Source organism: Aquabacter sediminis, assembly GCF_028863665.1.
In the GTDB taxonomy this organism is placed as follows: Bacteria; Pseudomonadota; Alphaproteobacteria; order Rhizobiales; family Xanthobacteraceae; genus L1I39.
Genome location: NZ_JARBFX010000001.1, coordinates 171318 through 185231 on the forward strand (window position 1 = coordinate 171318; position 13914 = coordinate 185231).

Annotated in this window: 15 protein-coding genes; 10 read left to right on the forward strand and 5 right to left on the reverse strand. The window is 68.0% G+C overall.

Features of this window, described 5'->3' with window-relative positions:
- Positions 1-46: 46 nt before the first annotated feature.
- The 4 genes from PV781_RS00770 to PV781_RS00785 form a co-directional block, all read right to left on the reverse strand.
- On the reverse strand, positions 47-1021 hold the full coding sequence (locus tag PV781_RS00770; RefSeq protein ID WP_274773739.1) for a beta-ketoacyl-ACP synthase III: 975 nt from the start codon (positions 1019-1021) through the stop codon (positions 47-49).
- Positions 1018-2091: a phosphate acyltransferase PlsX gene (gene plsX, locus PV781_RS00775; RefSeq protein ID WP_274773740.1), complete on the reverse strand. Its 1074-nt coding sequence runs from the start codon at positions 2089-2091 to the stop codon at positions 1018-1020. Before plsX ends, PV781_RS00770 begins: the two co-directional genes overlap by 4 nt.
- Before the next feature lie 124 nt (positions 2092-2215).
- Positions 2216-2740 (reverse strand): YceD family protein, encoded by a 525-nt coding sequence (locus PV781_RS00780; protein ID WP_274773741.1) that lies wholly within the window; start codon positions 2738-2740, stop codon positions 2216-2218.
- Positions 2733-3281, reverse strand: coding sequence for a ubiquinol-cytochrome C chaperone family protein (locus tag PV781_RS00785; protein ID WP_274773742.1), 549 nt, complete (start codon positions 3279-3281; stop codon positions 2733-2735). Before PV781_RS00785 ends, PV781_RS00780 begins: the two co-directional genes overlap by 8 nt.
- A gap of 248 nt (positions 3282-3529) precedes the next feature.
- Here PV781_RS00785 and PV781_RS00790 point away from each other — a divergent pair, with 248 nt between their 5' ends.
- Positions 3530-4066 carry an outer membrane protein assembly factor BamE gene (locus PV781_RS00790; protein WP_425532345.1) on the forward strand — a complete coding sequence of 179 codons (537 nt, stop codon included), beginning with the start codon at positions 3530-3532 and terminating at the stop codon, positions 4064-4066.
- A 65-nt stretch (positions 4067-4131) separates the two neighbouring features.
- Here the strand turns inward: PV781_RS00790 and tpiA are convergent, their stop codons facing one another.
- On the reverse strand, positions 4132-4890 hold the full coding sequence (tpiA, locus tag PV781_RS00795) for a triose-phosphate isomerase (protein ID WP_274773744.1): 759 nt from the start codon (positions 4888-4890) through the stop codon (positions 4132-4134).
- A gap of 159 nt (positions 4891-5049) precedes the next feature.
- On the opposite strand from tpiA, the gene PV781_RS00800 reads away from it, so the two are divergent.
- The 9 genes from PV781_RS00800 to PV781_RS00840 all read left to right on the forward strand — a co-directional run bounded on the left by PV781_RS00800 (position 5050) and on the right by PV781_RS00840 (position 13831).
- Positions 5050-6945, forward strand: coding sequence for a peptidylprolyl isomerase (locus PV781_RS00800; protein WP_274773745.1), 1896 nt, complete (start codon positions 5050-5052; stop codon positions 6943-6945).
- Positions 6946-6953: 8 nt separating this feature from the next.
- Positions 6954-8465 (forward strand): anthranilate synthase component I, encoded by a 1512-nt coding sequence (gene trpE, locus PV781_RS00805; RefSeq protein ID WP_274773746.1) that lies wholly within the window; start codon positions 6954-6956, stop codon positions 8463-8465.
- A gap of 137 nt (positions 8466-8602) precedes the next feature.
- Positions 8603-9208 carry an anthranilate synthase component II gene (locus tag PV781_RS00810; RefSeq protein WP_274773747.1) on the forward strand — a complete coding sequence of 202 codons (606 nt, stop codon included), beginning with the start codon at positions 8603-8605 and terminating at the stop codon, positions 9206-9208.
- Between the two features lie 4 nt (positions 9209-9212).
- Complete coding sequence (gene trpD, locus PV781_RS00815) at positions 9213-10235, forward strand: anthranilate phosphoribosyltransferase (RefSeq protein ID WP_274773748.1); 1023 nt, start codon at positions 9213-9215, stop codon at positions 10233-10235.
- Positions 10232-11029 carry an indole-3-glycerol phosphate synthase TrpC gene (trpC, locus tag PV781_RS00820; protein WP_274773749.1) on the forward strand — a complete coding sequence of 266 codons (798 nt, stop codon included), beginning with the start codon at positions 10232-10234 and terminating at the stop codon, positions 11027-11029. Before trpD ends, trpC begins: the two co-directional genes overlap by 4 nt.
- A gap of 76 nt (positions 11030-11105) precedes the next feature.
- A complete protein-coding gene (locus PV781_RS00825) occupies positions 11106-11537 on the forward strand; it encodes a DUF2147 domain-containing protein (RefSeq protein WP_274773750.1) in 432 nt (143 codons plus the stop codon).
- A 153-nt stretch (positions 11538-11690) separates the two neighbouring features.
- The gene (locus PV781_RS00830; protein WP_274773751.1) at positions 11691-12107 is read left to right on the forward strand and encodes a DUF2147 domain-containing protein; all 417 of its coding nucleotides are present in this window, start codon (positions 11691-11693) and stop codon (positions 12105-12107) included.
- 10 nt (positions 12108-12117) lie between these two features.
- The gene (gene moaC, locus PV781_RS00835; RefSeq protein ID WP_274773752.1) at positions 12118-12597 is read left to right on the forward strand and encodes a cyclic pyranopterin monophosphate synthase MoaC; all 480 of its coding nucleotides are present in this window, start codon (positions 12118-12120) and stop codon (positions 12595-12597) included.
- Between the two features lie 22 nt (positions 12598-12619).
- A complete protein-coding gene (locus PV781_RS00840) occupies positions 12620-13831 on the forward strand; it encodes a molybdopterin molybdotransferase MoeA (protein ID WP_274773753.1) in 1212 nt (403 codons plus the stop codon).
- The last annotated feature ends 83 nt before the right edge of the window (positions 13832-13914 follow it).

Here is a 13914-nt window from a genome sequence, read left to right on the forward strand (position 1 = left end):
CTGCAAGCGCGGTCAACGGGCTTAATGGCGCATTTACCACGCCTTTTCACCAGCGTACCAGGGCCGACCCCCAGGTGAAGCCCCCGCCCATCGCCTCCAGGAGGACGAGATCGCCCTTCTTGATGCGCCCATCCTTGCAGGCGGTGTCCAAGGCCAGCGGAATGGAAGCGGCAGAGGTATTACCATGCCGGTCGACGGTGGTCACCACCTTTTCCGGGGCAATGCCGAGTTTCTGGGCGCTGGCATCGATGATGCGGCGATTGGCCTGATGAGGCACGAACCAGTCGATGCTCTCAGCGCTCTCGCCGGTGGCTGAGAAGGCATCAACGATCACGTCTGTGATCATGCCCACCGCGTGCTTGAAGACCTCCCGGCCTTCCATGCGCAGGTGGCCGACCGTGCCGGTGGTGGAGGGGCCGCCATCCACATAGAGCTTGGACCGGTGACGCCCGTCGCAGCGCAGGTGGGAGGTCAGGATCCCCCTGCCCTCGCTCTTGTCGGCCTCCACCGCCTCCAGCACCACGGCGCCAGCACCGTCGCCGAACAGCACGCAGGTGCCCCGGTCTTCCCAGTCCAGGATGCGGGAGAAGGTCTCGGCGCCAATCACCAGGGCCCGCTTGAACGCGCCGGTGCGCAGATGGGCGTCGGCGGTGGCGAGCGCGAACACGAAGCCCGAGCACACCGCCTGCAGGTCGAAGGCCGCGCCGTTGAGGATGCCCAGCTGCGCCTGAACGGTGGCTGCGGTGGCGGGGAAGGTCTGGTCCGGCGTCGAGGTGGCAAGAATGACCAGGTCGATGTCCGCCGCGGTCACGCCGGCATCGGCCATGGCCCGCTCGGCCGCATGGCGGGCGAGGTCCGACGTGTATTCGCCTTCCGCTGCCACATAACGCTGGTGGATGCCGGTGCGCTGGACGATCCACTCGTCGGACGTGTCCACCCGCTGCGCCAGATCCGCATTGGTCAGGACCGTCTGCGGCAAGTAGGAACCGACGCCCTGCACCCGGGAAATCTTCAAGCTCACGATTGTTCTTCCGTTTCGGCCGCCGGAACAGGCACCGCGCCCGAGAGGGGGAGGCGGCGGCTGAGGAGGCTCGTTTCGATACGGGTCAGCAATTGGTGCCGGATCATGTCGTAGCCGACATCCACCGCGGCAGCGAAGCCTTCCGCGTCGGTGCCGCCATGACTCTTGATAACGACCCCGTTCAAGCCCAGGAACACGCCGCCGTTGGAGCGGCGCGGGTCCATCTTTTCGCGCAGGGCCTGGAAGGCGTCGCGCGCCAGCAGATAGCCGATGCGCGCCCGCCAGGTGCGACTCATGGCGGAGCGCAGATAGGTGGCCAATTGCTTGGCGGTGCCCTCGGCGGTCTTCAGCGCGATATTGCCGGAAAAGCCCTCGGTCACCACCACGTCCACCGTGCCGGCGCCGATGTCATTGCCTTCGACGAAGCCGTGATAGGCCATGTCCGGCTGTGTATCCTCCTTGAGGATGCGGCCGGCTTCCTTGACCTCCTCCACGCCCTTGATCTCTTCCACGCCCACATTGAGCAGGCCCACGGTGGGGCAGGCGATGTTGAGCACGGTGCGCGCCATGGCCGAGCCCATGATGGCCATTTCCACCAGGCTCTGGGCGGTGGCGCCGATGGAGGCGCCCATGTCGAGCACGATGCTCTCGCCCTTCAGCGTCGGCCAGATGGCGGCGATGGCAGGCCGGCCGATGCCGGGCATGGTGCGCAAATTGACCTTGGCCATGGCCATGAGCGCGCCGGTATTGCCCGCCGACACGGCGGCATCCGCATCGCCCGTCTTCACCGCGTCGATGGCACGCCACATGGACGAGCGGTAGCGCCCTGCCCTAAGTGCTTGGCTGGGCTTGTCGTCCATGCCCACGACCACTTCGGTGTGGACCACCTGTGCCGCCGCCGCGAGCGCCGGATAGCGCGCGAGCACGGCCTTCACCCGCGCCTCGTTCCCGAACAGGATGAGGCGCATGTCCGGGTGCCGGCTCTGGGCGATGGCGACGCCGGGAATCACGACCTCGGGGCCGTGATCGCCGCCCATGGCGTCGATGGCTATGCGAACCGGGGCAGTCATGTCGTCGAGGGTTCCAGTCGATCCTGCGCGGCGCGGGCATGCCGCATGGCGGGCGGACAATAACGTGTCAAATTTCGGCCGCAACTGCTCCCGCGGGGTGCTCTGTAAAGAGCGGTGCGGAGGCTCACGATTTGCCCTTCAGCTGCGCCAGGGCGGCGAAGGGCGAATCGTCCGCCGGGCCTTCCTGATGTGGTTCGAACACTTCGCCGGGGCGACGCGGATAGGGGTCGAGCCCAAGTGCGAGGAACTCGGTGGCGAGCGCGCCGAGGTCCACCGCGCCGTCCACGAGGGCATCGGGTGGATCGCGCAGCGCTTCGCCTTCGGCATCCTCTTCCTGCGCCGCCTCAAGGGCCGCGACCTCCTCCGGCGGGGCGAACTCCACCTCGAACGTCTCGTCCACCTGGTCGTCGAAGTCCTCCAGCGAGACCACGGACGTCACCCGAACGGTCGCCTTCAGGCGGCCGGTCACCACGGCGCCGTCACGGCGCGGCACGAGGGTCGCCTCCAGCTGAAGGTCGCTCACCTCTCGCACGCCCACATGGCGCGCGAGCGCGGTGCGCTCGTCCGCACTGGCGGTCAGGCGCACGGTGGTGCCGGAGGGGGACAGCTCCGCAATGCGGACTTTGTGGGTGAAGGGAAGGTCAGACATGGTCCTCGGCCTTATCCGGGGAGAATGGCGGGAACGCGGCCTCGCCACTGGAAAATCGGGCGATGGGCTGGGTGGCCAGCAGATCGCGTGCCGCCTGCACATAGGCTGCGAGCGCGCCAGCCTTGGGGCTTGTGGCCTCGGTCTCCAGGACATTGCGGGCCACGGCCTCGCGCACGGCCTCCGCCCCGCTGGCGAGCGCCGCGTCATAGGCTGCGGTGCGGCCATAGAAGGCCTGGCCGATCTTTTTCATGCGCTTGGGAACGGACAGGTCGCCGATTCCCATTTCCCGCAACGTGCGGTCCATGTCGTCCAGGAAGGCATCGAATACCTTCTGGGACAGATCCTGGCCGGTCTCCCCCTCCCCTTTGAGGCGGTGGCAGACCAGGAAGGTGTGCAGCAGCAGAAGCTCAAACCGTCCTTCCACCGTATCGGGAACGCCGAACTCCATATAGAAGGCAGGCTGCCGCGCCTGTGCCACGATCGCGCCATACAGCCGCTCGATGGTGTCAGGGGTCTTGTTTCGGCGAAACAGCTTGAGCATTACGTCCTGCGGGGTGTGCGCGCGGGGCGAGGCGGACGATAATACGCCTGCTTGAGCCCGTTTCGGGCGTAGCGCGCCCGCTTGCGTGTGGCAAGGGCGCGAATGGCGGCGGGTGGGGGCAACCCGGCGGCACATGACAAATCGGCGACGGCCCGGCAGGGGCACCGCCGGATGGGAATCAACGGAGCGCGGAGGGGCGCGGCCAAGGCCGACCATCCGCCTCGAATGAGGGACTTGGCGTGGCGTCAATGCAGTTGAAGACCAGTGCACCCGACACTTCGTCCTCCCGCAGGCGTGGCCTTCTGCGCACGGGCGCCCTGTTCGGTGCCGCCGCGGCCACCACGCTGCTGACCGCCTGCAGTGGCGCGCCAGGGCTCACCACGGGGTCCGGCACCACCCTGTCCGGCGTGGTGCGCACCTATCAGCGGGGCTACGTGCTCAGCGAAGGCGCGCTGGAGCAGGTGCCCATCGGCTCAAGCCAGGAACAGGTGCTCCTGGTGCTGGGGACGCCCTCCACCGTCTCCGTGTTGAACGGCGACGTCTTCTTCTACATCTCCCAGGTGCAGCAGAAGGTGGCGTTCCTGAAGCCCGAGATCATCGAGCAGAAGGTGCTGGCGGTCTATTTCGACAAGAATCGCCGGGTCACCCGCATCGCCAATTACGGCCTCCAGGATGGCAAGGTGTTCGACTTCGTCAGCCAGACGACGCCCACATCGGGCGCCGAGCTGTCGATTCTGAAGCAACTGCTCCAGGCGACCAATTTCAGCCCCATGGCCACCCAGTAATGCGAATGCGGCGGCCGGGTTGCCCGGCCGCCGCATTGCGACGATGTCACGCAAAACCTGAAGCGTCAGGCGTAAGCCCTTGCGATGGCAAGAAAGTCGATCGCCTTGAGGCTGGCGCCGCCCACCAGGGCGCCGTCCACGTCGGCGGCGTTGAGCAAGGTGGCGGCATTGTCGGGCTTTACAGAGCCGCCATAGAGGATGCGCACCTTGCCCGCCTCGCCCCCCAGGGCCTCGGCCAGCACCTTGCGAATTTCCCCGTGCATCTCCTCCACGTCACCGACGGTGGGGACAAGGCCCGTGCCGATGGCCCAGACCGGCTCATAGGCGATAACAAGGTTGCCTGCATTGGCGCCGGCCGGAACGGAGCCGCGCACCTGCCCGGCCACCACCGCCAAGGCGGAACCGGCTTCGCGCTCCTGACGGGTTTCCCCCACGCACACGATGGCGGTCAGCCCCGCCCGCCAGGCCGCCTCGGCCTTGGCGTGGACCGCCGCGTCGCTCTCCCCATGGTCGGTGCGGCGCTCGCTGTGACCGACAATGACATAGCCCGCCCCGGCATCCTTCAGCATCTCGGCCGAGATATCTCCCGTATGGGCGCCGGTGGCCTTGGCATGGCAATCCTGGCCGCCAATGGCGATGCCCGAGCCGGCGGTCTGGGCCGACAGAAGCGCAACCAGTGTCGCGGGCGGGCAGATGAGCAGGTCGGCCTTAGCTTTCAGGGTGGCATCATAGCCGTCCGCCATGGCAAGCAATTCGGCGCCTGAATGCTTGAGGCCGTTCATCTTCCAGTTTCCGGCAACGAGCGGGCGGCGGGCGGCGGACATCGGCATCTCCGGTTTTGTATCGTGCTTCCGTGCGGTTAGCAGAGGTCGGAAGGCACTGCAAACACGCCGTTCTGCGCCGTTGCGGGGACGAAGCCCCCTCCCTATGATGCGCGCCTTCTGCGCCGGCCTCCGGTCGCCTATCTCAAGTCAGTCGGGACGATGGTACTTCAGACACTCCGCAAAGGCGCCTCGGGCTTCATCGCCAAGGTGTTTCTCGCCATTCTCACCCTCAGCTTCGTGCTTTGGGGCGTCGCCGACGTGTTTCGCACCTATGGAGCCAATGCGGTGGCCAAGGTGGGCGACACCGAGATTTCCACGGATGCCTTCCGGCAACAATATCTGAACCAGCTGCAGCGCATCAGCCGCCAGGCCGGCCGCCCCATCACCCCCGAGCAGGCGCGCGCTTTCGGGCTCGACCGGCAGATCCTCGACCAGATGATCGCGGAGACCGCTCTCGACGATCAGGCCAAGCGCCTCGGCCTTGCCCTTTCCGATGACGAGATCGCCCGCGAGATCCGCGACAATCCGGCCTTCCGTCCCCAGGGCGCCACGGCCTTTGACCCCGCTTATTTCGGCCAGCTCCTGCGTGCCAACGGCCTCACCGAGGAGCGCTTCATCGGCCTGGAGCGCCAGCGCAAGCTGCGCGAGCAGCTGGTGGAATCGTTCGGCGGCAACATCGCCGCCCCGCTCGTGCTGCGGGATCTGATCCATCGCTACGAGACCCAGCAGCGCGACGTGTCCTACGTGGCTGTCGGCCCCGGCGCCGCGGGCCCCCTGCCCGAGCCCTCGGAAGAGCAACTCAAGGCTTTCTACGACGCCCACAAGATCACCTTCCGGGCGCCGGAATACCGCACCGTCGCCTATCTCGCCCTCACGCCCGCGACGCTCGCGCCCTGGATCCAGGTTTCGGATGCGGACGTGAAGGCGGCCTATGACGCCAATCCCGGCCGATTCGGCACGCCTGAGAAGCGCACCCTCCAGCAGATCGTCTTCCCCTCCGCCCAGGATGCGCAGACGGCCGCCGAGAAGGTGAAGGCGGGAGCGACCTTCCAGGAGATCGCCGAGGGCCGCAAGCTCAGCGACCAGGACATCAGCCTCGGCACTGTTGCCAAGGCGGATCTGATCGACCCCAAGGTGGCGGAGGCCGCCTTCGCCCTTCCCGAAGGTGGCACCAGCGCCCCCGTGGAAGGCGCGTTCGGCAGCGCTCTCGTGCATGTGGTGAAGGTGGTGCCGAGTGCCCAGCAGCCGCTGGAACAGGTTGCCCCGCAGCTGCACCAGGAGATCGCCCTGGACCGTGCCCGCAAGGAGCTTCTCGACAAGCATGACGCCATCGAGGACGAGCGGGCCTCCGGTTCGACCCTTGCGGAAGTCGCCCAGAAGGTCGGCCTGCCGCTCGAGACCGTCGAGGGTGTGGACCGCTCCGGCCGCGACCCGTCGGGCGCCGAAGTCACCGGCATTCCCTCCCGCGCCGATGTGGTATCCGGCGCCTTCTCGGCCCAGCCGGGCGTCGAGACCGACCCCGTGCAGCTGCCGCAGAATGGCGGCTATGTCTGGTATGAGGTGAAGGAGATCACCCCGGCCCGCGAGCGCCCGTTCGACGAGGTGAAGGATCTGGTGAAGGCCCGCTGGACCGAGGACGAGACCGTCAAGGCGGTCAATGCCAAGGCTGACGCCCTGCTCGCCGAGGTGAAGGGCGGCAAGTCGCTGGCCGACGTGGCGGCTGCCGCCGGGCTTGAGGTCAAGACCCAGGCCGGCCTCCAGCGCGGCCGCACCACCGGCGACTTCCCCGCGGCCGCTGTCCAGGCCATGTTCGATGCCAAGCTGAACGTGGCCGGCGTCACCTCGGGCGCCGTCCCGGCGGAGCGCATCCTGTTCCAGGTGACGAACGAGACCGTGCCGGCCGACACTGCGCTCGATGCCCGCCTGGAGGCCCAGCTGGGCCAGCAACTGGAAGGCGACGTGCTGAACCAGTACGTGGCGCAGCTGCGCAAGGAGGTGGGAGTCTCCATCAACGAGCGGTCCTTCCTGCTCGCCGTCGGCGGCAGCGGAAACTGAGCCCCGTCATGAACGCACCCACCGATTTCGAGGCCTTTTCCCGGCGCTATGCCCGGGGGGAGGCGCAGGTCGTCTCCACCACCTTGGTGGCGGACCTGGAGACGCCCGTCTCGGCCTTCCTGAAGATCGCCGGCGACCTGCCCAACGCCTTCCTCCTGGAATCGGTGGAGGGCGGGGAGACGCGCGGGCGCTATTCCATGATCGGCTATGCACCCGACGTCATCTGGCGGGCCAATGGCGACAAGGCGGAGATCAACCGCGCCGCCCTGAAGGACGCCGACGCGTTCGAGCCCTGCGCGGAGCCCCCGCTCAAGGCGCTGCGCGCGCTGCTCGCCGAATCCGCCATCGCCCTGCCCGAAGGCGCTCCGCCCATGGCCGCCGGCGTGTTCGGCTATCTGGGCTATGACATGGTGCGCCAGATGGAGCGGCTTGGCCCGGCCAAGCCCGATCCCATCGGCGTGCCCGAGGCGCTCCTCATCCGCCCCACCTTGATGGTGGTGTTCGATGCGGTGAAGGACGAGCTGACCGCGGTGACCCCCGTGCGCCCGGTGGACGGCATTTCCGCCAAGGCCGCGTTCGAGGCGGCGCTGGAGCGGCTCGACCAGGTGGTGGCCGCCCTGGAGCGCTCCATCTCCCATCCCGCGCCCGAACCCTTCCACGGCCATGTGGACCAGGTCTCCAACACCTCGGAGGCTGAGTTCTGCGCGATGGTCGATAAGGCGAAGGAATTCATCCGCGCCGGCGACATCTTCCAGGTGGTGCTCTCCCAGCGCTTCGAGAGCCCCTTCACCTTGCCCCCCTTCGCCCTCTATCGGGCGCTGCGGCGGGTCAATCCGGCGCCCTTCCTGGTCTATCTGAACTTCGCCGGCTTCTCGGTGGTGTGCTCCAGCCCGGAAATCCTGGTGCGGCTGCGCGGCGGCAAGGTCACCATCCGCCCCATCGCCGGCACCCGCAAGCGCGGCGCCACCCATGGCGAGGACGAGGCCCTGGCCACCGAGCTTCTGGCCGATCCCAAGGAGCGGGCCGAGCACCTCATGCTCTTGGATCTCGGCCGCAACGATGTGGGCCGGGTCTCCAAGATCGGCACGGTTGAAGTCACCGACAGCTTCTTCATCGAGCGCTACAGCCAGGTGATGCACATCGTCTCCAACGTGGAAGGCATGGTGGATCCCAAGTTCGATGCCCTCGACGCGCTGGCGGCGGGCTTTCCCGCCGGCACAGTCTCCGGGGCGCCCAAGGTGCGGGCCATGGAGATCATCGACGCGCTGGAGAAGGACAAGCGCGGCATCTATGCCGGCGCCATCGGCTATTTCGGCGCCAATGGCGAGATGGACACCTGCATCGTGCTGCGCACCGCCATCGTGAAGGACGGGCGCATGTATGTGCAGGCGGGCGCCGGCCTCGTCTATGATTCCGTGCCGCAGAGCGAGCACCAGGAATGCGTGAACAAGGCCAAGGCCCTGTTCCGGGCAGGCGAGGAGGCGGTGCGCTTCGCGGCGCGTGCGGGGCGCGGGCAATGAGCGGCCGGCGGCTCTTCCTGAAGGAACGATGGCGCGGCGCTTGACCCTGCCGCAACCCCACGCATTAACTCGGGGCCGGCTCGCTGCCATCAGGAGCGCGAGCGCGCCTGCCCGGATCCGCCGGGCCTGGAGTTCCGATGACCGCCGTTACGCTGATCGATAATTACGACAGCTTCACCTACAATCTCTGGCACTATCTGGGAGAGCTGGGGGCCACCGTCACCGTCCATCGCAATGATGCGAAGGACGTGGAGGCGGTGCTGGCCGAGAAGCCGGACGCCATCGTCATCTCCCCCGGCCCGTGCACGCCGAGCGAGGCGGGCATCTGCCTCGACCTCATCGCGCGGGCGGCGGGCGAGGTGCCGCTCTTCGGTGTCTGCCTCGGCCACCAGGCCATCGGGCAGGTGTTCGGCGGCGACGTGATCCGCGCGCCCCTCCCCATGCACGGCAAGATGTCGCAGATCCATCATGAGGGCCGCTCGGTGTTCCGCGGCCTCAACCGGGCCTTCCAGGCCACGCGTTACCACTCCCTGATCGTCGATCGCGGCACCTTGCCTGATGCCCTGGAAGTCACCGCCCATACGGAAGACGGCCTCATCATGGGCCTCGCCCATCGCACCCATCCGGTGCATGGGGTGCAGTTCCATCCCGAGAGCATCGCCTCGGAGAATGGCCACGCGCTGATCCGCAACTTCCTGGAGATCGCCACCGCATTCAATGCGGGCAAGAGGCAGGGGAGCTGACGCCATGGAATTGTTCCGTCCCCTCCTGGCGAAGGTCGCCAGCGGCGCCGCGCTCACGCGCGAGGAATCGGCCTATGTGTTCGACAAGATGATGTCGGGAGAGGCGACGCCCTCCCAGATGGGCGCCCTGCTCATGGGCCTGCGCGTGCGCGGCGAGACGGTGGAGGAGATTGCCGGCGCCGTCTCCGTCATGCGCGAGAAGATGCTGCCCGTCACCGCGCCTGCCGGGGCGGTGGACGTGGTGGGCACCGGGGGCGATGCCTCTGGCTCCTACAACATCTCCACCTGCGCCTCCTTCATCGTGGCCGGCGCCGGCGTGCCGGTGGCCAAGCATGGCAACCGGGCGCTCTCCTCCAAGTCGGGCGCCGCCGACGTGCTGATGGCGCTCGGCATCAAGATCGACCTGCCGCCCGCCGGCATTTCCCGCTGCATCGCCGAAACGGGCATCGGCTTCATGTTCGCGCCGAGCCACCATCCGGCCATGAAGCATGTGGGCCCCACCCGTGTGGAGATGGGCACGCGCACCATCTTCAACCTGCTCGGCCCGCTCTCCAATCCGGCGGGCGTGAAGCGCCAGATGGTGGGCGTGTTCGCCAAGTCCTGGATTGCGCCACTGGCGGAAGTGCTCCGGACACTGGAGTCCGAGCGCGCCTTCGTGGTGCACGGCTCCGACGGGCTGGACGAGATCACCATTTGCGGCCCCACCGACATTGCCGAGCTGGCCGAAGGGCGCATCCGCACCTTCGAAATCTGGCCGGAGCAGTTTGGCCTGGAACGGGCCGACCCCGAGGCGGTGAAGGGGGGCGATGCCGCCCATAATGCGCAGGCGCTGCGCGCGGTTCTCGAGGGCGCCCGCAATGCCTATCGCGACGTGTCCGTCCTCAACGCCGCCGCCGCGCTCCATGTGGCCGGACGGGCGGCGAACCTCGAAGAGGGCGTCGCCCTCGCCCAGCAGAGCCTCGACAGCGGCGCCGCCAAGGCGCGGCTCGAAGCGCTGATCGAGACATCCAACAAGGCGGCGGCATGACCAAGCCCAACATCCTGTGCAAGATCGAGACCTATAAGCTCGAGGAAATCGCCGCCGCCAAGGCTGCACGGCCGCTGGCTGTGGTGGAGGAGGCTGCGAAGGCCGCGCCGGCGGTGCGCCCCTTCGGTGGCGCGCTGCGCTCCGCCATCGAAGCCGGTCGCACGGCGCTGATTGCCGAGATCAAGAAGGCGAGCCCCTCCAAGGGGCTCATCCGACCGGATTTCGACCCGCCTTCGCTCGCCGCCGCCTATGAGGCTGGCGGGGCGTCCTGCCTCTCCGTGCTCACCGACACGCCCTCCTTCCAGGGCGCGCCGGAATTCCTGGTGGCTGCCCGCGCCGCCTGCGCGCTGCCGGTGCTGCGCAAGGACTTCATGCACGACACCTACCAGGTGGCGGAGGCCCGCTCCTGGGGGGCGGACTGCATCCTCATCATCATGGCCTCGGTGGACGACGCCCTCGCCGCCGACCTCTATGCCGCCGCCCTGCATTACGGCATGGACGCCATCATCGAGGTTCATGACGACGACGAGCTGGACCGCGCCTTGGCCCTGGGTGCGCCGCTGGTGGGCATCAACAATCGCGACCTGCGCAGCTTTGATGTGTCGCTGACCACCTCCCAGCGCCTCGCGCCGCGGGTGCCGGCGGATCGCATCTGCATCGGCGAGAGTGGGATCTTCACGCCGGACGACATCGCCCTGCTGCGCGAAGTGGGCATCCGCAGCATCCTTGTGGGCGAGAGCCTGATGCGGCAGGACGATGTCGCTTCGGCCACGCGGGCGCTCCTTGCGGACTAGGCTTGCCGTATAGGTCAACCTGACCCATCATGCCTCCAGCTCCGCACGACAAGAGGCGGAGCATGGAGGAATGCCCATGGTTCGTCGGTCTCTTGGCGCGCTTGCGCTGTCTTTCGCCTTGTCGCCCTTGTCCGCCTTCGGTGCCCTTGCCGCCGACGTGACGGGCACGTGGCTCACCCCCAGCCGCAACGGCGTAGTGGAAATCTACAAATGCGGCGCCTCCGTCTGCGGGCGCCTGGTTTCGTCCGATGGGCTGAAAGCCGATCCGGCGCTGAAGGATGTGAACAACGCCGACCCCGCCCAGCGCGGCCGCGCGCTGAAGGGCCTGGTCATCCTCCAGGGCTTCAAGGGATCGGGCGGCAGCTGGAGCGACGGCACCATCTATAATGCCGAAGATGGCAAGACCTATTCCGCTTCCCTCACCTTGGATGGCGACGACACGCTGAAGGTGAAGGGCTGCGTGTTCGTGCCCCTCTGCAAGACCCAGAGCTGGTCCCGCACGCGGTGATCGCTGCAAGGCAGGGCCGACGGGAGCCGCGCGCGACGGGTGACGCTTGCCGCTCGCTCTGCAATAGTCGCCGCCGACGCGCGGGGGATTCTCCCGCGCACGGAACGGCACCACCGGGGCAGCACGCCTGCCGCCGCGGAATGAGGAGAGGCGATGATGCGCGCGCGGCTTCTGGCTCTGGCACTCCTGACCAGCCTGGCCGGCCCGGCCTTTGCGGCCGACGTGACCGGCACCTGGCAGACCCCCACCGATGAGGGCGTGGTGGAGATCACCGCCTGCGGCGCGTCGGTGTGCGGGCGGCTCATCTCGTCGTCGGACATCAAGGCCAATCCCAACCTGACCGATTCCAAGAATGCGGATGCCGCCCAGCGCAGCCGCCCCCTGAAGGGGCTCCTGATGCTCCAGGGCTTCAGCGGCAAGGGCGGATCCTGGACCGGCGGCAAGATCTACAATCCCGATGACGGCAAGACCTATTCCTCCACGCTCGAGCTGAAGGGCGACAACACGCTTCAGGTGAAGGGCTGCGTCATGGTCTTCTGCGAGACCCAGACCTGGACCCGCCTGAAATAGGACGCCCCCCATGTCCGGCCTGACCCATCTGGATTCCTCCGGCGCCGCGCGCATGGTCGATGTCTCCGACAAGGCGGCAACCGCGCGCGAAGCTGTCGCCGTGGGCGAGGTGGCCATGGCAGAGGAGACGCTGGCCCTCATCCGCTCCGGCAATGCCAAGAAGGGCGATGTGCTGGGCATTGCGCGCATCGCCGGCATCATGGCCGCCAAGCGGACGCACGAGCTGATCCCCCTCTGCCACCCCCTGATGCTCGCCAAGGTGGAGCTGGAGGTGGAGCCGGACGACACCCTGCCCGGCCTGCGGGTGACCGCGCGGGTGAAGACCACCGGCCAGACGGGCGTGGAGATGGAGGCGCTCACCGCCGTCTCTGTCGCGTGCCTGACCATCTATGACATGGCAAAGGCCGCCGACCGGGGCATGCGCATCGGCGGCATCCGCCTGATGGAGAAGGCCGGAGGCCGTTCCGGCCACTGGCGGGCCGAGCCCTGAGCGGCTGCGCGAGGATTTTCCCATGGCTCTGATGCCGGTCGACGCCGCCCTCTCCCTCGTTCTGTCCGACCTCGTCCCCTTGGCCGTCGAGACCGTGGCGGTGGGCGAGGCGATGGGGCGCGTGCTGGCCGAGGATCTGGTGGCCCGCCGCAGTCAGCCGGCCGCCGACATGTCGGCCATGGACGGCTATGCGGTGCGCGCCGCCGATATCGCCACCCTTCCCGCCCGCCTTCCCCTCAGGGGCGAATCGGCCGCCGGCCGGCCGCTGGGTGCGCCGCTGGCGCCAGGCACCGCCGCGCGCATCTTCACCGGCGCCTTGGTGCCGGACGGGGCGGACACGGTGGTGATCCAGGAAAACACGCGCCGCGACGGTGACGTCGTGGTGGTGGAGGTGGAGACTGCGCCCGGCCGCAACATCCGCCGCAGGGGTTTCGATTTCGCCGAAGGCGCGGTGATTCTGAAAGCCGGCCAGCGGCTGAGCGCCCGCGACGTGATGCTCGCCGCCGCCGGCAACCATGCGACGCTCTCCGTCCGCTCCCGGCCCCGGGTGGCCATCCTCCAGACCGGCGACGAGCTGGTGCGGCCTGGGGAGGCATCGGGGGCCTCTGACGTGGTCATGTCCAACGTCTTCGGCCTCGCCGCCCTCGCCCGAGCCGCCGGCGCTGAGGTCAGCGACCTCGGCAAGGTGGAGGACACCCTGGAGGGCACGCGCGCCGCCATCGCCCGCGCCCGCGCGGAGGGCTTCGATGTGCTGGTCACCTCCGGCGGGGCATCGGTGGGCGAGCACGATTTGATGGCCCCTGCCCTGCGCGCGGAGGGAATCGCGCTGAGCGTGCACAAGATCGCGCTGCGCCCGGGAAAGCCGCTCATGTATGGGCGGGGGGACGCCATGCGGGTGCTTGGCCTGCCGGGCAATCCGGTCTCCTCCTATGTCTGCGCTTTGCTGTTCCTGACGCCCCTCCTGAAAGCGCTCCAGGCCATGAGCGACCTGGAGACCCCGCGCCGGCCCGCGCGCCTCGCCGCGCCGGTGAAGGCCAATGACGTGCGCCTCGACTTCATGCGCTGCACCAGCCGCAAGGGCTCGGACGGGGTGCCGGAAGTGACGCCCTTCCCCCTCCAGGACAGCGGCAATATCTCCGCTTTGGCCACGGCGGACTGCCTGCTGGTGCGTCCCGCCTTCGCCCCGGAAGGGGCGGTGGGAGACCTCTGCGAGATCATTCCGCTCGCCGATTAAAGCGCAGGAGCGGCGCAATTCGCGCGCCCCATCGAGCCATTTACCGCATGTTCACTCTTGTGGAACACAAAAGGAACATGTAG